We start from the raw sequence: 19,847 nt of genomic DNA on the forward strand, positions 1-19,847 counted from the left end.
ACTGCTGAAGCAAAATGTACGCTAAACTGACTACATGAATTACGAAACAGCTAGGAAACTCCTCATAGATCAGACAATCACAACCGAGGAAAACCCAGATGCGCTGTTAACGCGTATGAAACAGGGCAAACCGCCGGTACCCGGTCAGATCACTTCGATTTTGTTGGCATTGAAAGTGGTGTTTGAAGCCCTCAAAGATGCAAAGAGCGTAGACCGAGAACTGGCTTTAGCCCTTTATCAGTTAAGTATTAAGGCACAACAGCTATTTAGCGCAGGGCGTAAAGCCGGGGTTGATTGGCCACCACTACTCAAAGAAGATTTACTACGAATTTCCTTAGCAGCTGAAAGTATCTTTTCGGGTATATGGCAAACCTTAGCGACTATGGAGTTGGGGAAGAGATGAGAGAGCAGGGGGAGCAGGGGGAGCAGGGGGAGCACAGGAGAATGACAAATGACAAATGACCAATGACTAATAGCCATTAACGAATTTGCAGTTCATTTTCTAACTTGTCTAAGTCAGTTTTGAGCAAAACAGTCATTTGGCCGGTAAACGCTTTGCCATTCTTGGGTTGGGCAACTTCCACCCAATATACATAGCGATCGCCTACTCGTAATTCTCCCTTTAAAGCTTCCCGAATTGGAGTTTTGGCCAGACGCGCTGAATTAATTACCTTTTCGTTGGGATATTGATACACAACTTGGGCGCGATCGTAGTCTTGATAAATTTCCAAGCCATAAATTACCCGCAAGGATTCTTGGAGACGGGCAAATGTCATGCCGTTAATAGCATCATACATAGTAATACGCTCAGTCCGAATTGTGCCCCGGTCTTTGGAAAACTCCACCCTACCAGGAGGCAATACCGACGCTTGAAAAGTGAATCGTTGGGCAGCAGTATCAGTCTTTTGCACAAATAATTGCTCCCCTCTCCTGGGGCGGAGTGTCGGATGTGCTTTAATCCAAGTGCCTACCTCTTCTGTACTTTGCCCTGGTAAAGCATTGGCTGGGGAATTGAAAAGCGTTCCCACACAGAGCCAGGGCACTAAAGAAACAGGCAAAATTAAACAGTTAAGTAAAGATTTTTTGAGCATTTTGCTGTTCGGGATTTTTATAGAAATTTCCCCATTTGGGATTAACCATAGTCTTCCCGTTTTTCAGCAAAATTACTTCAATGGATTGTAGCGATCGCGCATCGAAGCCTTTATCGATCGCTCAACGATAGGACTCATATCAATACTGTTCGGTTACAGCCAAGAGACGCGATGAATCGCCGTCTCTACAATAATCAGTCGTTTTGTCTTGACAGCGATCGATCGCGTCTTTGTGATGATTTATCTAAGCACTTCTCAAAGCCACAATCGGGTCGAGTTTAGCAGCACGACGTGCAGGAACAACGCCAAAGAATAAACCAATACCCCCAGAGACACCAACTGCCATAGTAATCGCTACAGGAGAAAGACTAGCTTCCAAAGGAGTCAAGGCTCCCACTAATAGGATGCCACTGACACCAACCGCAGTCCCAACTAAGCCGCCAGCCGCAGAAACAATCACTGCCTCAATGATGAACTGTAGCAAAATATCTTGCTCAGTTGCGCCGATCGCTTTTCGCAATCCGATTTCTTGGGTGCGTTCGGTGACGGAGACAAGCATAATATTCATAATGCCAATGCCGCCGACAAACAAGGATATACCGGCGATCGCAGCTAGCATAATTGTCAATGCACCTGTAATTTGACCGACAGTTTGCAAAGCATCTTTCTGGGTGCGAAGAGTAAAGTCATCTTCACCATTAATTTTGTGTCTTAGACGCAGCAAATTAGTAATTTGGAACTCTGCTGCATCCACGCTATCGGAATCACGAGCGGCAGCAACGAGATAATCTAAGGCAATACCATAAGGAGAATTTTTGCCCACAAGTCGGTTTGCTGATGTGGTGATTGGGATTAAGGCAGCATCATCATAATCTGCTCCCACGCTGGAACCTTTGGCTGTTAACGTCCCAATCACTTGAAAGCTGGTATTTCCAACTCGCAATTGCTGTCCTACAGGGTTACTATTACCAAATAGTTTTTCTGCCAAATCTCCACCCAGCACTACCACTTGGTTATTTCGCTTGATGTCAACCTCAGAGAAAAACCTGCCTTTATCAGTTTCAAAATCCCGCACTGATAAAAAGGAGGGAGTTGTGCCAATAATGTTGACATCGGTGTTTCTATTGCGGTATGTAATTACCTGTCTTCTGTTTAACTCTGGTGCAACTCCTACTACTGTTGGTACTTGAGAAGCGATCGCATCCGCATCTTGCAACACCAGAGTTTTTGGCACTTCAAAGGAGATTCGCTGAGTTTCTCGATTCCCTGGCAGTACAAATAGCACGTTTGGCCCTAGTGACTCCAGCTGTTTATTCACATACTTCTGCCCACCTTCGCCAATGCCAATCATGGCAATCACCGAGGCATTGCCAATAACTATACCCAACATCGTCAGGGCGCTACGCAGTTTATTTGACAGCAGGGTTTTCCCCGCCATATTCATGCTTTCGAGAAAATTCATATCTTATATAATTACGAATTACGAACTTGTACTGAGCGACTTGTGCCGAGCGAAGTCGAGGTAAGTCGAAGTATTACGAATTATTCTGTTCTTTAGCCTTCTCAATTTTGTAATCTTTGGGTGGGTTAACAAAAATGCGATCGCCTGCTTTAACTCCCTCTAAAATCTGAGTTTGGTCTTGAATTTGTGCCCCAACTGTAACTTCGCGGAACTGGGGTTTATTTTTTGCATCTGGTACGAGTACGCCAGTTTTACCCTTTTCGGTGACAATTGACACTGTTGGTAATACCAAGGCGTTATTAACGCGATCGCCTAAAAAAGTCAGATCCACATTTAAGCCAGAACGCAGTTTATCTATGCCAGTATCGATAGCAACCCGCACCTGAAAGGATGTCACACCTTGTTCCACCACTGCTTCGGGAGCAATCAGGCGCACATGACCTTTAAAAACTCGATCGGGATAGGCATCAGCGACAATTTCCACCTGCTGTCCCGGTTTCATTCTGCCAAGATCGGCTTCGGGAACTTGAGCTAATATTTCTAAACCGCGTGCTACGGCGACAATTGAACTGGAAGTTGCCGATGCACTAGTAGATGCCGAAGTTGTGGGTGTAACAAATGCACCTGGTTCGGCATACTTTTGGGTAACAATTCCCGACAGAGGAGCGCGAATAATAGTATCTTCCAACTGCACTTGTACACCCTTTAATTGAGCCTCAGCAGATGCAACAGCGGCTTGACGCTGGACAATTTCTTCAGAACGGGTTCCATCTTCTAACAGTACTAATGCTGCCCGTGCTTCGTTAACAGCGGCTTGGCGTTGGTCGATTTCTTCAGTGCGAGTGCCACTTTGGACTAAAGAAAATCGTTTTTTCGCTTCTTCTAAATTGGCTCTAGCACTTTTGTCATCGCTGATGGCTTGATCGAGTAATTGTTTTTTCTCTGCTCCCTGTTCGTATAGATATTGGTAACGCTTTACCTGTTCGCTGGTGTAATTCACCCTTGCTTGAGCCGCATCTACTTGAGATTGAGATTGAGCAATCTCTTGGGGACGATTACCAGCCTTAGCCGCAGCTAATTGGGCTTGAGCTTGTGCTAATCGCGCCCTCGCCTGAGCGATTTCTTGAGGACGACTACCAGCAAGGGCTTCGGCTAACTGTGCTTGACTTTGGGCTAAGTTGGCACGGTACTGACTCCTTTGAGCCTCAATACCGGCACTATCCATGCGGGCGAGAATTTGCCCTTGTTGAATGCGATCGCCTTGTTCCACGTATAATTGCGATAGCACTCCGGGATTCTTCGGACTAATATTTACGCTCTGAACTGGCACGACTTTGCCACTAGCTGTAATCCGCAACGTCACGTTTTGGGCTGCAACTGGCACAGTTAGTTGAGCAATATCTTCTTTGTTTGTCCCTTGGTTTACCAAGGTGTAAGTTGTTATAGTACCCACAACCAAAGCACTCCCCGCTATCAGCCCAATCAGCCAGCGCGATGGATGCTTAACTTTGCCAATAACTGGAATTTTTATGTGCGTAGCCATATTTATAGAAACCTGTAAATCTTGCTGTATAAAAATATTTTTTAGTTAGAGCAGAAGTGGAGAGTACGGAGTTGTTAAAGCTTTAGGATTAAATTTTTATGAGTTAACTAACAACTAGACGCATAATCAGCTTCACAGTTGCTTAATCTTACTTCATACTAGGCATTCGTATTTCTGTATGTCTTCACCTGAAAGGGTGACTTTAGCCACAGCATATTAGTGCAATCTTGAACTATTCGTGAGAAACAAGATTCCCGACTTTTTTGAGAAACTGGGAATCTACGGCTGGCAATTCTCACAAATCAGATAGGATTGCTGTAGTGCGATCGCACTTTAATTGCTCTGTATCCTTTGTTTTTTCTCTACTCCCCATTCCCTACCGCAAAGCAGTTTGTAATTATTGCTGAAATTGGGTTAATAACCAAGCACCAACTTGACTTTGATTTATTTGACGAGTTCGCCCTAATGCATCGTTTAATAAAGAAATTGATAATCCTGGTAATACCTGAGATTCTGTAATCCGCCTGCTACCTTGGTTTTCAATAGCAAAAGCCATAAGTTGGGCATTCTGGACATTTAAAATCCAGTATTCTTTCACTCCTAAATCTTCGTATAAAAGTCGTTTTTCACCTCGATCGTCAGCAAGTGAGGTATTAGCCACTTCAATAACTAAATCTGGTGGTGAATATATATCTAAATTGATGATAGAAGTGCCGTAAGGAATGACATCAGCATTTTCACCAATATAGTAAGACACATCAGGTTGAGCTTCCTTAAAGCCTGTTTTCCGATATGTACAATTATCCTTGCCATTTAGAGCAATGCCTTTAATGCTCGCAAACAAGTTAACAGCAAAGAGAATAATTGCATGGTCGCTGGCATGGTCATTCCCGATTGCGTAGATTTCAATCCTCATCTGTCCATTGTGGTAATAGCCCTTGGCTTTTTCGTAGGCAGGATTTTCAATTATTTGGATATATTCATCCCAAGTTACTGCTATCCAGGTATCGGTTGCTAGTTGAGTCTGTAATTCGCTCATAATATTGCGAAAGAGGAACTTTAACAACGATTGTACAAGTTTCATTTGCCAGCACTAAGCTGACAGCAAAGCTTTAACTGCCTCCTGCTATATATTAGCCCTGCAATTAATTACAAGGCTAATATAGTAGAAGTTGTTAGTTATTTCACTTTTTTAAAACCACATTGAAAGAATTTAAATACCCAGTAATGGTTTTAGCTAGTGTCTTCTGCTGTTTTTTGGTAGTGATTGCCATTACTTGATATAGTCTTCCTTCGGCAACATACATTCTACTTATAGTAATTTTGCCTCCAGAATTGATGTACTGAATTTCTTTGCCGGGATGATTATTGTAACTACGAATGTTTCGTTGACTAATTAAATTACTTTTCGTAGTCTTTAAAGCCATATCCCGTGCATTATTAAGTACAGCTTGAGGATCGGCCATTTCACCGTAATTATAAGGAAAATCATTGTAAGCAACTATGTATGCTACTTGTTGCTTTGGTGGTTGAGCAATAAATATTTCTAAAGTAATTTCCCCCATGTAAGTTTTTTGGTTTTCGGTATTTCTATTGGGGCTTCCCGGCATCAAAATTGTAAAACGTCCATCTGGAGCAGTGTATAACTTCCATTGTGGCTGCACGGGTTGAGAAACGGTTGATTTGACAACAGCTACCGGAGATTTGGGTTGACGCGCTTCCACAAGAACAGAGCCACCACAAACAATGGTGGCTGCTATTAGTGGCAACAAACTTTTAAATGTCATATTTTTTGCCTTTTGAGATGCTGATCTCACTGATGATGCCAGCTGTTATAACCTAGCAGCACATAAAGCAGCACCAATTAGGCCGACTTGCGAGTTGAGGATAATATACACCGGGATCTCTTCGAGGAGGCGGCGCATCCTGCCTTTTTGGGTGAAATTTAATAAGAAACCGCTGTTTTGAATTAAGGGCAGAATTTTGGGCGCAATTCCACCAGCGATGTATAAGCCACCGTAAGGTAGAAGTTTCAGGGCGAGATTACCGGCTTCTGCACCGTAAGCTTCTACAAATAATTGCAAAGTTTGTTCCGAGAGGCGATCGCGTTTTTCTAGTGCAGCTGTACCAATGACAGCACCAGGATCGACACTTTTCTCTTCTTGTCCGGCTTCTTGTTCCCAAGTTCTAACGATTTGGGCAATATCTGGTGATTCTGTGGCAAATTTGCGATCGCGCAGAAATTGGTAAATTGCCACAATTCCCATTCCAGAAACCACGCGTTCCACAGAAACGCGCTGGATATCATGTTTACCTAACAGGTATTTCAACAGTTGAAACTCGATCTCGTTCCGAGGGGCAAAGTCAGCGTGTCCACCTTCTGAAGAAAAAACTTGATAGTGGTTCCCCTGCTTAATTAAAAATCCTTGCCCTAAGCCAGTACCAGCACCAATAATTCCAATAGGGGTTTCGGGTTGAGGTTTGCCAACTTGTAATGTCAGCAAGTCTTCTTTTTGTAAACCTGAAATGCCATAGCCAACGGCGGCGAAGTCATTAATCAAAGAAATATGCGGGATACCCAATTCTTCTTGTAGACGTTCGGTATCCAGGAACCAAGCTAAATTGGTCAGTTTAGCAGTATTTTTGACAATGGGGCCGGCGATCGCAAAACAAGCCTTTTCTGGTGTAGGTGTATTAGCTTTGACCAAAAACTCCTGCACTATCGGTACTAAATCAGGAAAATCGGCACTGTGGTAACTTTCCTGATAAATAGTATGTAAAGCTGGTGAGTCTGATTTTTCAACCAATTGCAGAATAGTTTTCGTACCGCCGATGTCTCCTGCTAGTAACAAAGTCATAGAATTTATTGGTGAATTAAATTACTTTTTTTGTAAGATATACTCAACCTAGCAGAAGTCATGAACACAAATCTCTATCAGAGGTTTAAGCAAATCGAATAACTTCTTCTATGTGGGTTAAATGGGAAGTATCTCCCTTTAGTTCTAATAACCATTCTGGATCTTCGCGTACCACTTTTACCAGAGAACACAAAGAAGCCTTGACTTCTGTTTTGGCAATTTCCCCCACTAGCCCCATTGCTCCCCCCAACACAGATGCACCATGTGCTACTAGCAGGATATGTTCTGGTAAGAACTCAGTAGCTAAACATCTAGCAGTTTGCCCAGAACGTTCTCGCACTTTTTCGCGAGTTTCAGGATATTTGGCGGCGATGCGTGAAGTGTAACTGGTGTCAATTCTGGGGAATAACTCTGCTAAGGCTGGAGTTGAGAGTCTTTCGGGTTCTTCTGTCATCCAAACTGGATTTAGCCATTCACTCAAGCCTGTTTCGAGTTTAATCGGCAAGTCGAGCATTTCTGCAACTGCATTTGCCGTTTGTACGGTTCGCAGGAAAGGAGAAGCGAAAATATGGGCAATCTTTTCTTTTTTTAATCGTTTAGCTAACTGTTGTGCCTGCACCATACCATCATCAGACAAGGGTGGATCGTAGCGTCGTTCGGCGGTGAGAAACCAATCGGGGTTTACGAAGTCGAGGCGGTTAGCGTGTCTTGCTATCCAGACTATTTGACTCATAAGTTTAATTATTCCGATGAATAGAATTCGCCGCTAAACAAATATATAGATATCTGCAAGGAGGGCTGCAAATATTAATATAGGACAAAAATCGTAATAATATTTAATAATACTAATAATTAGTAAAACTTATCAGTATCAACTAGTTAAGATTATGTCATGAACTCAAATGTAAATATCAGATTGGGATGGTTCAAACCAAACTCCACATTCAATAACTGATAGTAGATGGCTGACGGTAATTGTTTTGAGTGTGCCGTAACGTTTGCGATAGTAACACTCAAAAAGTAAAGAAAATAAATGTGGTTCTTCATGAAAGTAACGGTAAAAAATAAACCCCTCTCCTACAAGGAGAGGGGCTGAGGGAGAGGTTAATATAACACTGGTCGAACTCACGTTCTGTTAATGATTGAATTTTGGTTTTTGTGAGTTTTTGAAACCGAATATTTTCAGCTTGCCATGCTAATAGGTCGAGTTATTGGTTCTCTGTCGGTAATGATTGCCAAGCAAAGCGATGTTTCCAGTGCGATGTAAAATTAAGTTGAACTGCTTGGTTGAAGTGCTCCAAAGCTACTGAAAACGCTTTCTCTTTTTGCTCACCTTGGTTGTTCAACTGTTTAGGGCATTGTGGATTCCATACATATTTTTGACAAGTTTGGTGGGCAATTTCTAGATCGCTACCATTTTCAGGATTTTGAAAGACGGGATGATAATGTAACCTGTTGCAACAAACTTGCAACCACTCTTGCCACCCACAGCGCCACAAGCGCACTGTTCCATCAAGACTACCACTGACAATCAGTTTACCATCAGGGCTAAAAGCTGCGGAATTTACCCAATACTCATGCCCGCGCCAAGGTTGGGTGATAGGATTGCCGTCAATATCCCACAAGCGTACTGTAGAATCATTGCTGGCACTGATAATAAACTTGCCATCTGGGCTAAAGGCAACAGAATTCACTTCTTTTTCATGTCCGCGCCAAGGTTCACCAATAGGATTGCCGTTCATATCCCACAAGCGCACTGTAGAATCATTGCTGGCACTGATAATAAACTTGCCATCTGGACTAAAGGCGACAGAATTCACTTCTTTTTCATGTCCGCGCCAAGGTTGGGTGATGGGGTTGCCGTCAATATCCCACAAGCGTACTGTAGAATCATTACTGGCGCTGATAATAAACTTGCCATCTGGGCTAAAGGCGACAGAATTCACTTCTTTTTCATGTCCGCGCCAAGGTTGGGTGATGGGGTTGCCGTCAATATCCCACAAGCGTACTGTAGAATCATTACTGGCGCTGATAATAAACTTGCCATCTGGGCTAAAGGCGACAGAATTCACTTCTTTTTCATGTCCGCGCCAAGGTTCACCAATAGGATTGCCGTTCATATCCCACAAGCGCACTGTAGAATCATTGCTGGCACTGATAATCAGTTTGCCATCAGGGCTAAAGGCGACAGAATTCACTTCTTTTTCATGTCCGCGCCAAGGTTCACCAATAGGATTGCCGTTCATATCCCACAAGCGCACTGTAGTATTATTGTTGGCACTGATAATAAACTTGCCATCAGGGCTAAAGGCGACAGAATTGACCCAATTCTCATATTTGCGCTGCGATCGCCCGATGACCCGATCTTGTAATATTTGATCTAGCTCCCACAAACGCACAGTTTTATCGCCACCACTGATAATCAGCTTGCCATCGGGGCTAAAGGCTAGGGAATTAACCTGTCCTTCATGTCCGCGCCAAGGTTGAGTTACGGGGTTGCCATTGATATTCCACAAGCGGATTGTGCGATCGCAGCTACCACTAACAATAAACTTACCATCAGGGCTAAACGCTACAGAATTTACCCGTCCTTCATGCCCGCGCCAAGGTTGACCGATGGGATTACCTTGGATGTCCCACAACCGCACTGTAGAATCACTACTGCCACTAATAATAAACTTGCGATCGGGACTAAAGGCGACGCAAATAATTTTTGCCTCATGTTTGTGCCAGGGTTGAGTAATGGCATTACCTTGTAAATCCCACAAACACACCGTTCCGTCAAAACCAACACTGATAATGGAATCGCTATTTGGACTAAAGGTAACGGAAATCACTCCTTCCTTGTGTCCGCGCCAAGGTTGAGTAATAGCGTTACCTTGTAAATCCCACAAACACACTGTTCCGTCAAAACCAACACTGACAATACAATCGCTATTTGAGCTAAAAGCGACGGCAATAACTCCTTCCTCATGTCCCTGCCACAGTAGAGTAATCAGATTACCTTGTAGATTCCATAAACACAAAATTCCGTCAATACTGCCACTAACAATAAACTTGCTATCAGGACTAAAGGCTAGACAATTAACCTCTTGCTCGTGTCCTAGCAAAAATTGAGCAGTAGGATTGCCCGTGATATTCCACAAGCATATCGTAGAATCGCTACTGCCACTGGCAATAAACTTGCCATCAGGACTAAAGGCTAGACAATTAACCTCTTGCTCGTGTCCGCGTAAGCAATTTGCTTCTGTAGGCGTGTTCGTTGCTTCCTTTAAGCTTCCCAAAACAGCAGCTAGAAGCTGGTTTGGGTTTTTCTCTAAATTCTCACCCATTGTTTGAATTGCCAACACCAAACCCTCTAGCGGTTGGACGGGGAGTAAATTCAAAACCCTGGCGGATTGTTCGCGCAGTTTTAATTCAGTCAGTGCAAGGTTTAACTTTTGAATCTCTTGTTCCTTTTCTTTCAAATCAGGCTCATGCCATCTAACGCTAGGATTAATAAATTGATTAGCTTGTTCGCTGAAATAACTAAATATTTGCTCTTTTAGTTCTTGATAAGTCTCTATTTTCAGAACCCGGTTTTGAATATTTTCGCTTTTCCAAAGTACATCTAGAGTGTATTGCAGAAGTGGTAAAGAATCATTTTGTTGGTGAAAATCATCAATAATTTGCTCAATTAGTCCTTGTTCAAAGGTAACGCCATGTCTAGCAGCAGGTTCAGCGATCGCTAACTTTAATTCGTCATCGCTCATTCTAGTGAGTATACAACTATAGCGATCGTGGATCTTCGCAAGTTGCGGATACTCGCTAAATTTATCCAAAAAATCAGACCGCATTGTTAAAACAATTTTGACAGAGCTATCCTGCTGCTGGAGCAATTGAAAGAGACTAACAACAAATTTGTCACGTTCCGGTTTTTGAGTTTTCGTAAACAGTTCTTCAAATCGGTCGATAAAAATCAGAATGCATTCATAATCTTGTTTGAGTAATCTAACAATTTGAATTAGGGCATCTTCTCTGATTTCTCGACAGATGTCAGCTATTTTTGATTGTTTTCCATAAGTAAAAGCCAAACACTTATAAATAGATTTAAAAGGATTTTCTTCTGGTTGAAAACTTATAGTAATTAAGGAATTTTTATGATATCCTAAATAAGGGATTAAACCTGCCAAAATTAATGATGATTTGCCGCTGTATGCTGCTCCTAAAAGCAAGAGTGCATCATCTGGTTTTAGGCGATCGCTAATCTCAGCAATCCACTTCTCCCGACCAAAAAATTTGTCTTTATCTTTAATTTCAAAAGTTTTTAATCCTAAGTAGGGAGAGTCTATTTTGACTGGACGACGATGAATGTCCTCAGATTGACTGTCAGAAAAAAAGTTGTATTCAGAAATACCTTGGATATGATATCCAATATTTATATCGCTTTCAGAACTGTTAACCATCTATATCTCCTTACCTTTGGACACCCCTAGCTAAATCTTTCTCTCAGTTATAGTTCCTCAGCTAATCTTTTTGACACTCCCTGAATTATAAATTCGGGGATTCTTGGTTCACAGGGACTCCAATCGTAAAAAATTAAGGTTTTAAATAGCTTGATTCAGCAAAATTACTTAAGTAAATTTCAAAAATATGTAGTAACTTTGTCCTAAAACGCCGGAAATGACAAACGAGATGGAACTTTTTGATAACCTACACCTTGCGATGTTTAGCGGCAAAGGTGGAGTCGGAAAAACAACAATCTCCTGCACCTTTGCATATCGTTGGGCGCAGAAATTTGTCAACGAGCAAATTCTTTTAATCTCAACCGATCCGGCTCACTCTCTTGGAGATGTCTTACAAGTTAGCGTTGATGACATTCCTCGTCCCATAGCGGAACTACCCAATCTACAAGTAAGGGCGTTGGATGCAAAGCTTTTACTACAAAAGTTTAAAGAACGTTACGGTCAGGTGTTAGAACTGCTAGTAGAGCGCGGTAGTTTTGTTGAAGGAGAAGACTTGCATCCAGTTTGGGATTTAAATTGGCCTGGACTGGACGAGTTGATGGGCTTGTTAGAAATCCAACGCCTTTTCAACCAGCAGCAGGTAGATCGAGTAGTAGTGGATATGGCTCCTAGCGGTCATACTCTCAACTTGTTTGGATTGATGGATTTTTTAGACACTTTCCTCCACTCTCTGGAACTGTTTCAAGAAAAGCATCGGTATATTAGCAAGACCTTTGCTGGGAGTTACAAACCCGATCGCGCTGACGAATTTTTGCAAACCCTGAAAGCTGAACTTTCCCAAGGTCGTCGTCTGCTTCAAGATCCTAAGCATACAGCTTGTTTGTTAGTTGCGATCGCCGAACCAATGAGTTGGTTGGAGTCAAAACGATTCCTAGAAGCCTTACAAACCATGCAGATGCCTTGCGGAGGATTGTTTGTCAACCAAGTTATTACCAGTGCGACTGACCCAGATCGTTACCAAGAACAACAACCACTCATCGGTCAGTATACGGATCTTGCTAACGGAAAGCCGATTTTTATCGTGCCACAGCAAGATAAAGAGCCTTTAGGGATTGTAGCTCTCAGCCATCTGATCGACCAAATCCATGTTCCTCAGCTTGAACCGCTATTTCCTATCGATCTACTCCCAGTTCAATGGCCTGAAACAATTCCTCCTAGCTTTGGAGATTTTCTCACCCAAGGTCGCCGCCTGTTACTAATTGGCGGTAAAGGTGGAGTAGGCAAGACCACAGTAGCAGCTGCCATTGGTTGGGCTATGGCTCAACAACATCGCGATCGCAAAATTCGTATGGTTTCTATCGATCCAGCCCACTCCTTGGGTGATGCCTTTGGTCTGAGTTTAGGACACGAACCATATCAAATAACTCCTAATCTTCGGGGTCAGGAAGTAGATAGCGATCGCCTTCTAGAGCAATTCAGAGCCGATTACCTGTGGGAACTCGCCGAAATGATGAGTGGCGAAACCCAAACAAGCGAAGCTATTGAAATGGCATACGCTCCTGTTGCTTGGCGCAAAATTGTCGAGCAAGCTTTACCAGGGATTGATGAAATGCTTTCCCTATTAACAGTAATGGAATTGCTAGAGCAACAAGAAGAAGACTTAATTATTTTAGACACTGCTCCTACAGGTCATCTTCTGCGTTTTCTAGAAATGCCAACTGCACTAGCAGACTGGCTAGCTTGGATTTTCAAACTCTGGATCAAGTATCAAAATGTTCTTGGTCGTACAGAGTTTATGGGGCGTTTGCGAACTTTGCGACAGCGCGTCGTCAAAGCCCAAAAAGTGCTAAAAGACCCACAACAAGCAGAGTTCATTGGGGTTACACTTAACCAGGCTAGCGTACTTGCCGAACAACAACGCTTGTTCAAATCTCTGCAAGAAATAGGTGTAAGCCAGAATTACCTTGTTCTAAACCGCTTTACTTCTACAGCAACCATTAATTGCGATTTTCCAGGTTTAACAATGGTTCGCTTACCAGTGCTTCCTCGCTCAGTTCAGCCTTTAGAACGCATCCAAGCAGCAGCAGCCTGTTTATTTTAAAGACTAATTAGACTAAATACTTTCATACCTAAAGAGAAATTTATTATGCATCGCACTCCAAATCGCGGACAAATTCAAGCCAAACTTAGCTCAATGCCTCCTCAACGTTCGCAAGCAAGAGTTTACTTAAATGCTTACAAAATGATGTTGGAAAAAGAGCGTTTAGAGCAGGAACTACAGAAACTCGAAGCACGCCGACATCAGATTCAGCAGCGTCTTGCTATTTTAAATAGTCAAATCATTGCTGAAGAAGACACCGCCCATCAGCAAGCAAATGAGGATAATACACCAAAATTCAACACCATAACCTTGGAATACTAAGTACTAAGATTTCAGCTTGCCTATTCTTCGCAACTTCCTTGCAAGGTCGGGGCTGTTTTAATTGAAAGTCTGTTTATTACATTTACATATTCAACTAAACATTATCTTCTTCTTCATCATAGGCGTAAATATCAAATACCATTGATGCCCCTAATTTAGATATGCGCTGAACAGTGTGTGCAGTAAGATTAAAACCTTTGTTCCATCCTTTCATGTGGATGCCAATTCTTACTTGAACATCATAAATTTCTGATAGTTCTTGCCAAAGAATAGGATTTGTTGGTACACACGAAAGCAAATCTATGATTAGTTTGTCTGCTGTTATGGGTGCAGATCCTTGTAATTTCAGCAGCCAAGCTCCTTGTTTGTAGGAACCATATTTATAATTAAGACTTTTTCTAGCACCACGAAGATGAGCTTTAGTTGGTTGACAACTCAAAATCTTAGAAATCTCATCAGGATTTAAATCTTCACCATAGATAGCAAGACAGACCGAGGTTTTGTCAACTGAACATCCAAGGATAAGTAAATCTTCCATACTGATTAATTCTTACCTTTAATAAAAGCTCTTTATGCTGCAATTTCAGTTTGCATCTAAATTTTGTAATATTTCAGTTAAATCTTGCCAAACTTGATGATTTTTTAATTCAAGCCTTGTCATAGTTCTGTGGGTTTAATGTTCTGTTGCCAAACCAGGGAAGTGCAATATAATTCAAATGTTTACAAGTTAACAAGTTAGATTGTAAACAAGTAGAAAGTACTCAGATTTTGTAATGATACTTAAAAATTAAATGAGTGATTCAATTAAGGAATTTGAGATATGGATTGAGCTTGATGAATATGATGTAACGGAAAAGCAGAATTTAGATGACGAGTTCTGTAATGCAATAATATACTATCCTGATGGTTCGCGGATTAGTCTTAACATCTGGAGTGAAAATTACCTCCACAATCAGATTAACAATCTTGATTGGATAGATAAACAAGTAGCTATCTTGCCAGATATTGTAGTACGCAATTTTAACTCTGATTCAATTCGGCAAGCTATTACAAATTTAATTAATAATTATAGTTGGCTAGAAGGACGTGGCTTTCCAGGGTTATCTTGTGAGTAGTTTGGTCTATACTGTTTCAATACTAATATAAAACATTAATACAGCGATCGCCCTTTTATGTCGGATTATATGGTGAAGACGACATTGGGGTAACATTGCTTAAATTTAAATCTTCAGCTTTTAGTATTTAGGAGGATTAATGTCTATTGAACTGAATCTTCTAAAAATTGATTATGACAAACTCAACGACATTGAATCAAAATTGATTCAATGGAATGAGAATTATGAGGGTGAAGCCGATGACTCCTTTAGTCTTGAAAATGGTCTGACAGAGATATTATATTTTCTGCTTACTGGTTCAACAGACTTTTCAGCAGCATGGTTCAGTGAGTCCAAGTTCTTAGTTAACGAAATATCAATACCCAACTATGGAAACGTGCTGCTAGTCGATGCTTTAGCTGGCGGAAAATGGTTGAAATCATTACGTTCTCATGGACTCATAGCATCTTTTTTGACAGTTGAACAGGTTAAGGAACTTGCTCAGGCTTTGTCTCAAATTGCCCAAGAAGATTTAGTATCACGTTGGAATGCTCTGACCCAATTCGCTAGTGCAGAGCGCCGTAAAATTATTGGTGGTTTGGAAAAATTGCAACCAAACTTTAGGAGAAGCAGCACAAGAACGAGAAATAGAAAAAGAGCTTGTTAAACATATTACCCAATTTCTTTTAGAATTAGGTATAGGATTTGCCTTTGTTGGACAGCAATATAATTTAAAAGTTGGAAATGAAGATTTTTATATAGACCTGCTTTTTTATCATGTAAAATTACATTGTTTTGTAGTAATTGAACTGAAAACAGGTAAATTTAAACCTGAGTATGCAGGAAAAATTAATTTTTATCTCTCGGCTGTAGATGATTTACTTAAATCTCCTCTAGATAGTCCTTCAATTGGTTTAATTTTGTGTGCAAGTAAGGATAATATTATTGCTGAGTATGCACTGCGTGATGTCAATAAACCAATTGGTATTGCTGAATGGCAAACTAAACTTACTAAATCACTGCCCAAAGAGTTACAAACAAATTTACCAACTATTGAGCAGTTGGAAGCAGAATTGGAGAATTTGTCTGTAGAAGTAGATAATGAAGAAAAGGAGTAGTAGTGTAGGTTAATCTACAATGCTTGCTCGAATATTTTTTAAACTCATCATTATACTGTGCCGCAAGCCCCAGACTCATTAATCCGAAAAGCATAGTGTATTTTGCCTGGATGCTGTTTGCGACACCGTAATGAAACTACTTCTAAATCTTTATCAACAAAATATTCTCCACTATCCGGTTCAACTGCAATAAACCAGTTGTAGTGAGTTTCAATTAATTCTGATTTGACTCGCTCAAAAATAGGTTTACAACGTTGGTAAAAAGCCTCGCGTTCGCCTGAACGTCGTGCTTTTTGTTCTTCATTCCACTGAATTTCAGGGAATATTCGTCCCCTGCGTGCGGTACGAGTGGGTTTGGTTTCAGTCATGGCTGATTATATTCAGAATCGCAATACTTATATTTTCTCCCATCCACACATCACAGATTAAATTCGATGAAAAAAGCCTCGCGTTCGGGGGTGTAGTTCCTCTTCTCCCTCCTGCCTTACTCTTGTGTGCGATCGCGTTCCTGCTTTTCTGCTTCTAGAATCGCTAATAAAAGAGCTTCTTCCTGAATTTCAAACTCTTCTTCGGGAATTTCTCCCATATCAAAAGCAAGTTGCAGTGCAAGAAGCTGCTTGCTGAGATTTTCTTTATCATCAATTTCAGTACTTGCTTGTTCTAAAATTTTTTCCCCAAGCCACGTTACCCCCATTAATGGGCCAGTAATCGGTAATAGTAAAAAGCGCAGAACCATATCAGTTTACACTCGTGTGGATTTATGAAAGCTGTCCTCGTAAGACCGTAATCATGCTGATGACATAAATATAAAACATTACTAGTCTTATGTTGATGCCAAAATGCGTTGGATTTGAGTCCAATTAAAGCTTATTGACATCCGTATTTTATATATCCGATGTACAAAAAATCACTTTTTTTAGAAAATTACTATTTAGGAGGTACTTAGAGCTTGACAACAGTATTAAATGCATCTCCCCAGCGATTTGTCAATACCCCTGCTGTTCAACGCGTCGCTCAACGTGCTTTGCGCTATCTACAGTCAGGTTTTTCGGTACATTTACGAGGTGCGGCCGGAGTTGGAAAAACTACCCTGGCAATGCATCTAGCTGATTTGCTCAACCAGCCTATCATTCTCTTATTTGGAGATGACGAGTTTAAAACCTCAGACTTGATTGGTAATCAATTAGGTTACACCCGCAAAAAGGTTGTCGATAACTTCATCCACAGCGTTGTCAAAGTTGAGGATGAACTCCGACAACACTGGGTTGATGCACGATTAACCCTAGCTTGTAAAGAAGGATTTACGCTGGTTTACGACGAATTCAATCGATCGCACCCGGAGGTAAATAACGTTTTACTCTCCGTACTTGAAGAGAGGTTGTTAGTATTGCCAACAAACCAACAGCGAGCCGAGTATATTCGGGTTCATCCTAAGTTTCGGGCAATCTTAACATCAAATCCTCAAGAGTATTGTGGAGTCCATGCAACTCAGGATGCTTTGATGGATCGTGTTATTACCATCGATATGCCTCCACCTGATGAACTAACTCAGCAGGAAATTGTAATTCAGAAAACAGGCATAGATTCTGAGAAAGCAGACAAAATCGTGCGCTTAGTGCGGATGTTTTGGAGTCGATCTGGCTCTGGACAAGGCGGTGGGTTACGTTCCTGTCTGATGATTGCTAGAATCTGCCACGAACACGAAATTTCTGTAAACTTTGAAGAGCCTAACTTTCAAGATATTTGTGCCGATATCCTGCTTACTCGCACAAATCAACCTCGTATGGAAGCAACTCGGCTACTGGAAGAGGTTTTGCGTGAATTGTATCATAGTACAAATACTCAATCTCAATCGGTAGAAGAGATAATACCAGACAGCCAAAATCAGATTGTATTGGAACAGCGAGTACCTTACGAGTATGAAGTTTACAACTACTTGTGCAAGTCTCCGGGAAAGCGTTTCTCTGATTTGGCAGCAGAATTAGGGATCGATCGCAGTCAAATTGTAGCTGCACTCAAGTCTCTCAGAGAGCAAGGAGTATTATTGCAAATGCAAGGCACTGAACTGCCAAACATATCACAAGTGGCTTTTGATTCTGGCCATTTAATAAAGAAATGAGTACTAATACTAATCGGGGAGCAATCACCACATCAACTCAAGGTTCTACCTTGGCAGATATTCTCGAACGGGTTTTGGATAAAGGCATTGTGATTGCAGGAGATATTTCTGTTTCTGTCGGCTCCACAGAACTGCTCAACATCCGAATTCGTTTGTTGATTTCTTCTGTTGATAAAGCCAAAGAGATTGGAATTAACTGGTGGGAGAGCGACCCCTATCTTAATAGTCAAGCTCGCACCTTATTAACAACTAATCAACAACTTCAAGAGCGTGTTGCCAGTCTAGAAACAGAACTGCGATCGCTCAAAGCACTCAATCCTATTAATCATCAGAATGCAGGCGATTAGCAAATCAAAAGGTTCCGATTCCGGTTTAGCACCGTTGTTACTGACGGTTGTGGAACTGATACGCCAACTCATGGAAGCTCAGGTAATCCGGCGCATGGATGCTGGCAACCTCAGCGACTCTGAGTTAGATCGGGCTGCCGAAAGCCTGCGACAGCTTGAAAAACAGGTTATTCAGCTTTGTGAAGTCTTTGATATTGACCCAGCCGATCTAAATATTAACTTGGGTGAAATAGGAACTTTACTTCCCCAATCTGGAGGATATTACCCTGGCGAAACCTCTAGTCAACCCTCTATTCTAGAACTCCTTGATCGCCTATTAAATACAGGCGTAGTGGTTGAAGGTGACTTAGACTTAGGACTGGCTCAATTAAACTTAATTCATGCCAAGTTAAGACTAGTACTCACCTCTAAACCCCTGTAATACCAATTTTGGATTTTAGATTTTGGATTTTGGATTTTGGATTAAAAGCCTTTGCTAGGAAGGTATTCCAAGAATTTCAAACAATACTTGCTATCCATTTTGTGTAACTTTTTTATCTACATTCTTCTTGGTAATACATTGTTATGAGTTACGGCTTTTACATTTATGGAATTCTGACCTTGCCTGCTCCAGAAAATTTAAATTTAGAAGGGTTAGATCGGCAACCCGTACAAATTAAAATTTTGGATGGTTTTGCAGTCATCTACTCCGAAGCACAGCAAGAGCGTTATTTGGCAAGCCGTCGTAACCTGCTAAGTCATGAGAAAGTCCTTGAGGACATCATGGAAGCAGGCGATGTCTACGACGGGCTACGCCAACGCAATTTACTGCCCATGCAATTTGGACTTTTGATTTCAAGCTGGGAAACGGTTTCAGAGCAATTAATTCGTCCTCATCAAGAAGAATTGACGCAATTGCTTGCGAAGTTATCGGGTTGTCGAGAAGTTAGTGTCAAAGTTTTTTGGGATACTGAGGCAGAAATTCAGGGATTGTTAGCAGAACATCCAAATCTCAAAACTCAAAGGGATAAGCTAGTGGGTCAACCCTTGAGTATGGAGCAAGCGATCCAAATAGGGCAAGCCATCGAACAGGGAATGAGCGATCGCAAGCAAGGCATCATAGATGTATTTCAAGGCACGCTCAACTCCATTGCGATCGATATGGTGGAAAATACTCCCCAAATGGACACAATGATCTACAATGCAGCCTACCTAATTCCTTGGGAAGCAGAATCACAATTTAGCGAACACGTTGAAGCACTCGATCGTCAATTTGAAGACCGTTTGCGAATTCGCTACAACAATTTCACTGCCCCCTTTAACTTTGCTCGTCTTCGATTATTGGTTTCCAACTGAATTAATTTTTTTC

Annotated in this window: 21 protein-coding genes; 10 read left to right on the top strand and 11 right to left on the bottom strand. The window is 41.5% G+C overall.

Annotation, left to right across the window (positions count from 1 at the left end; translation table 11 throughout):
• Nucleotides 1-34 precede the first annotated feature (34 nt).
• On the top strand, nucleotides 35-403 hold the full coding sequence (locus RM368_RS12140) for a Dethiobiotin synthetase (RefSeq protein WP_322694283.1): 369 nt from the start codon (nucleotides 35-37) through the stop codon (nucleotides 401-403).
• Between the two features lie 76 nt (nucleotides 404-479).
• Here RM368_RS12140 and RM368_RS12145 read toward each other — a convergent pair whose 3' ends face one another.
• From RM368_RS12145 to RM368_RS12180, 8 genes are all read right to left on the bottom strand, one after another.
• The gene (locus RM368_RS12145) at nucleotides 480-1,091 is read right to left on the bottom strand and encodes a hypothetical protein (protein ID WP_322694284.1); all 612 of its coding nucleotides are present in this window, start codon (nucleotides 1,089-1,091) and stop codon (nucleotides 480-482) included.
• Nucleotides 1,092-1,335: 244 nt separating this feature from the next.
• On the bottom strand, nucleotides 1,336-2,553 hold the full coding sequence (locus RM368_RS12150; protein WP_322694285.1) for an ABC transporter permease: 1,218 nt from the start codon (nucleotides 2,551-2,553) through the stop codon (nucleotides 1,336-1,338).
• 73 nt (nucleotides 2,554-2,626) lie between these two features.
• On the bottom strand, nucleotides 2,627-4,096 hold the full coding sequence (locus RM368_RS12155) for an efflux RND transporter periplasmic adaptor subunit (RefSeq protein WP_322694286.1): 1,470 nt from the start codon (nucleotides 4,094-4,096) through the stop codon (nucleotides 2,627-2,629).
• Between the two features lie 397 nt (nucleotides 4,097-4,493).
• Nucleotides 4,494-5,135, bottom strand: a complete 642-nt coding sequence (locus tag RM368_RS12160; RefSeq protein ID WP_322694287.1) for a Uma2 family endonuclease — start codon at nucleotides 5,133-5,135, stop codon at nucleotides 4,494-4,496.
• A 145-nt stretch (nucleotides 5,136-5,280) separates the two neighbouring features.
• Nucleotides 5,281-5,883: a hypothetical protein gene (locus RM368_RS12165; RefSeq protein WP_322694288.1), complete on the bottom strand. Its 603-nt coding sequence runs from the start codon at nucleotides 5,881-5,883 to the stop codon at nucleotides 5,281-5,283.
• Nucleotides 5,884-5,928: 45 nt separating this feature from the next.
• Nucleotides 5,929-6,954, bottom strand: coding sequence for a glucokinase (locus tag RM368_RS12170; RefSeq protein WP_322683475.1), 1,026 nt, complete (start codon nucleotides 6,952-6,954; stop codon nucleotides 5,929-5,931).
• Nucleotides 6,955-7,039: 85 nt separating this feature from the next.
• The gene (locus RM368_RS12175) at nucleotides 7,040-7,687 is read right to left on the bottom strand and encodes a histidine phosphatase family protein (RefSeq protein WP_322694289.1); all 648 of its coding nucleotides are present in this window, start codon (nucleotides 7,685-7,687) and stop codon (nucleotides 7,040-7,042) included.
• Nucleotides 7,688-8,162: 475 nt separating this feature from the next.
• Nucleotides 8,163-11,399, bottom strand: a complete 3,237-nt coding sequence (locus RM368_RS12180) for an eIF2A-related protein (RefSeq protein WP_322694290.1) — start codon at nucleotides 11,397-11,399, stop codon at nucleotides 8,163-8,165.
• A gap of 217 nt (nucleotides 11,400-11,616) precedes the next feature.
• Between RM368_RS12180 and RM368_RS12185 the strand changes: the two genes are divergently transcribed.
• Nucleotides 11,617-13,500 carry an ArsA family ATPase gene (locus tag RM368_RS12185; protein ID WP_322694291.1) on the top strand — a complete coding sequence of 628 codons (1,884 nt, stop codon included), beginning with the start codon at nucleotides 11,617-11,619 and terminating at the stop codon, nucleotides 13,498-13,500.
• A gap of 45 nt (nucleotides 13,501-13,545) precedes the next feature.
• On the top strand, nucleotides 13,546-13,821 hold the full coding sequence (locus RM368_RS12190; RefSeq protein WP_322694292.1) for a hypothetical protein: 276 nt from the start codon (nucleotides 13,546-13,548) through the stop codon (nucleotides 13,819-13,821).
• A 94-nt stretch (nucleotides 13,822-13,915) separates the two neighbouring features.
• Here RM368_RS12190 and RM368_RS12195 read toward each other — a convergent pair whose 3' ends face one another.
• The gene (locus tag RM368_RS12195) at nucleotides 13,916-14,359 is read right to left on the bottom strand and encodes a DUF4279 domain-containing protein (protein ID WP_322694293.1); all 444 of its coding nucleotides are present in this window, start codon (nucleotides 14,357-14,359) and stop codon (nucleotides 13,916-13,918) included.
• Between the two features lie 253 nt (nucleotides 14,360-14,612).
• On the opposite strand from RM368_RS12195, the gene RM368_RS12200 reads away from it, so the two are divergent.
• From RM368_RS12200 to RM368_RS12210, 3 genes are all read left to right on the top strand, one after another.
• Nucleotides 14,613-14,936, top strand: a complete 324-nt coding sequence (locus RM368_RS12200; protein WP_322694294.1) for a hypothetical protein — start codon at nucleotides 14,613-14,615, stop codon at nucleotides 14,934-14,936.
• A gap of 139 nt (nucleotides 14,937-15,075) precedes the next feature.
• Nucleotides 15,076-15,582: a DUF1877 family protein gene (locus RM368_RS12205; RefSeq protein ID WP_322694295.1), complete on the top strand. Its 507-nt coding sequence runs from the start codon at nucleotides 15,076-15,078 to the stop codon at nucleotides 15,580-15,582.
• Nucleotides 15,509-16,033, top strand: a complete 525-nt coding sequence (locus tag RM368_RS12210) for a DUF1016 domain-containing protein (protein WP_322694296.1) — start codon at nucleotides 15,509-15,511, stop codon at nucleotides 16,031-16,033. The genes RM368_RS12205 and RM368_RS12210 overlap by 74 nt, the downstream gene beginning before the upstream one ends.
• A gap of 50 nt (nucleotides 16,034-16,083) precedes the next feature.
• On the opposite strand, the gene RM368_RS12215 is transcribed toward RM368_RS12210, so the two are convergent.
• Both RM368_RS12215 and RM368_RS12220 read right to left on the bottom strand, forming a co-directional pair.
• The gene (locus RM368_RS12215; protein ID WP_322694297.1) at nucleotides 16,084-16,401 is read right to left on the bottom strand and encodes a hypothetical protein; all 318 of its coding nucleotides are present in this window, start codon (nucleotides 16,399-16,401) and stop codon (nucleotides 16,084-16,086) included.
• A 116-nt stretch (nucleotides 16,402-16,517) separates the two neighbouring features.
• Nucleotides 16,518-16,769 (bottom strand): gas vesicle protein GvpG, encoded by a 252-nt coding sequence (locus RM368_RS12220; RefSeq protein WP_099068605.1) that lies wholly within the window; start codon nucleotides 16,767-16,769, stop codon nucleotides 16,518-16,520.
• A gap of 213 nt (nucleotides 16,770-16,982) precedes the next feature.
• Between RM368_RS12220 and gvpN the strand changes: the two genes are divergently transcribed.
• The 4 genes from gvpN (at nucleotide 16,983) to RM368_RS12240 (ending at nucleotide 19,834) form a co-directional block, all read left to right on the top strand.
• A complete protein-coding gene (gene gvpN / locus RM368_RS12225; protein WP_322694298.1) occupies nucleotides 16,983-18,152 on the top strand; it encodes a gas vesicle protein GvpN in 1,170 nt (389 codons plus the stop codon).
• Nucleotides 18,149-18,499 (top strand): gas vesicle protein, encoded by a 351-nt coding sequence (locus RM368_RS12230; protein WP_322694299.1) that lies wholly within the window; start codon nucleotides 18,149-18,151, stop codon nucleotides 18,497-18,499. Before gvpN ends, RM368_RS12230 begins: the two co-directional genes overlap by 4 nt.
• Nucleotides 18,486-18,920: a gas vesicle protein K gene (locus RM368_RS12235; RefSeq protein WP_322694300.1), complete on the top strand. Its 435-nt coding sequence runs from the start codon at nucleotides 18,486-18,488 to the stop codon at nucleotides 18,918-18,920. Before RM368_RS12230 ends, RM368_RS12235 begins: the two co-directional genes overlap by 14 nt.
• 143 nt (nucleotides 18,921-19,063) lie before the next feature.
• Nucleotides 19,064-19,834: a GvpL/GvpF family gas vesicle protein gene (locus RM368_RS12240; protein ID WP_322694301.1), complete on the top strand. Its 771-nt coding sequence runs from the start codon at nucleotides 19,064-19,066 to the stop codon at nucleotides 19,832-19,834.
• The last annotated feature ends 13 nt before the right edge of the window (nucleotides 19,835-19,847 follow it).

This window comes from Nostoc sp. DedSLP03, assembly GCF_034530815.1.
In the GTDB taxonomy this organism is placed as follows: domain Bacteria; phylum Cyanobacteriota; class Cyanobacteriia; order Cyanobacteriales; family Nostocaceae; genus Nostoc.

Coding starts and splice junctions, on each gene's coding strand:
- RM368_RS12170 (WP_322683475.1), bottom strand. CDS start 6,954: ATGACTTTGTTACTAGCAGGAGACATCGGCGGTACGAAAACTATTCTG.
- RM368_RS12235 (WP_322694300.1), top strand. CDS start 18,486: ATGCAGGCGATTAGCAAATCAAAAGGTTCCGATTCCGGTTTAGCACCG.
- RM368_RS12200 (WP_322694294.1), top strand. CDS start 14,613: ATGAGTGATTCAATTAAGGAATTTGAGATATGGATTGAGCTTGATGAA.
- RM368_RS12230 (WP_322694299.1), top strand. CDS start 18,149: ATGAGTACTAATACTAATCGGGGAGCAATCACCACATCAACTCAAGGT.
- RM368_RS12215 (WP_322694297.1), bottom strand. CDS start 16,401: ATGACTGAAACCAAACCCACTCGTACCGCACGCAGGGGACGAATATTC.
- RM368_RS12160 (WP_322694287.1), bottom strand. CDS start 5,135: ATGAGCGAATTACAGACTCAACTAGCAACCGATACCTGGATAGCAGTA.
- RM368_RS12175 (WP_322694289.1), bottom strand. CDS start 7,687: ATGAGTCAAATAGTCTGGATAGCAAGACACGCTAACCGCCTCGACTTC.
- RM368_RS12185 (WP_322694291.1), top strand. CDS start 11,617: ATGACAAACGAGATGGAACTTTTTGATAACCTACACCTTGCGATGTTT.
- RM368_RS12140 (WP_322694283.1), top strand. CDS start 35: ATGAATTACGAAACAGCTAGGAAACTCCTCATAGATCAGACAATCACA.
- RM368_RS12240 (WP_322694301.1), top strand. CDS start 19,064: ATGAGTTACGGCTTTTACATTTATGGAATTCTGACCTTGCCTGCTCCA.
- RM368_RS12205 (WP_322694295.1), top strand. CDS start 15,076: ATGTCTATTGAACTGAATCTTCTAAAAATTGATTATGACAAACTCAAC.
- RM368_RS12155 (WP_322694286.1), bottom strand. CDS start 4,096: ATGGCTACGCACATAAAAATTCCAGTTATTGGCAAAGTTAAGCATCCA.
- RM368_RS12190 (WP_322694292.1), top strand. CDS start 13,546: ATGCATCGCACTCCAAATCGCGGACAAATTCAAGCCAAACTTAGCTCA.
- RM368_RS12150 (WP_322694285.1), bottom strand. CDS start 2,553: ATGAATTTTCTCGAAAGCATGAATATGGCGGGGAAAACCCTGCTGTCA.
- RM368_RS12195 (WP_322694293.1), bottom strand. CDS start 14,359: ATGGAAGATTTACTTATCCTTGGATGTTCAGTTGACAAAACCTCGGTC.
- RM368_RS12220 (WP_099068605.1), bottom strand. CDS start 16,769: ATGGTTCTGCGCTTTTTACTATTACCGATTACTGGCCCATTAATGGGG.
- RM368_RS12145 (WP_322694284.1), bottom strand. CDS start 1,091: ATGCTCAAAAAATCTTTACTTAACTGTTTAATTTTGCCTGTTTCTTTA.
- RM368_RS12165 (WP_322694288.1), bottom strand. CDS start 5,883: ATGACATTTAAAAGTTTGTTGCCACTAATAGCAGCCACCATTGTTTGT.
- RM368_RS12180 (WP_322694290.1), bottom strand. CDS start 11,399: ATGGTTAACAGTTCTGAAAGCGATATAAATATTGGATATCATATCCAA.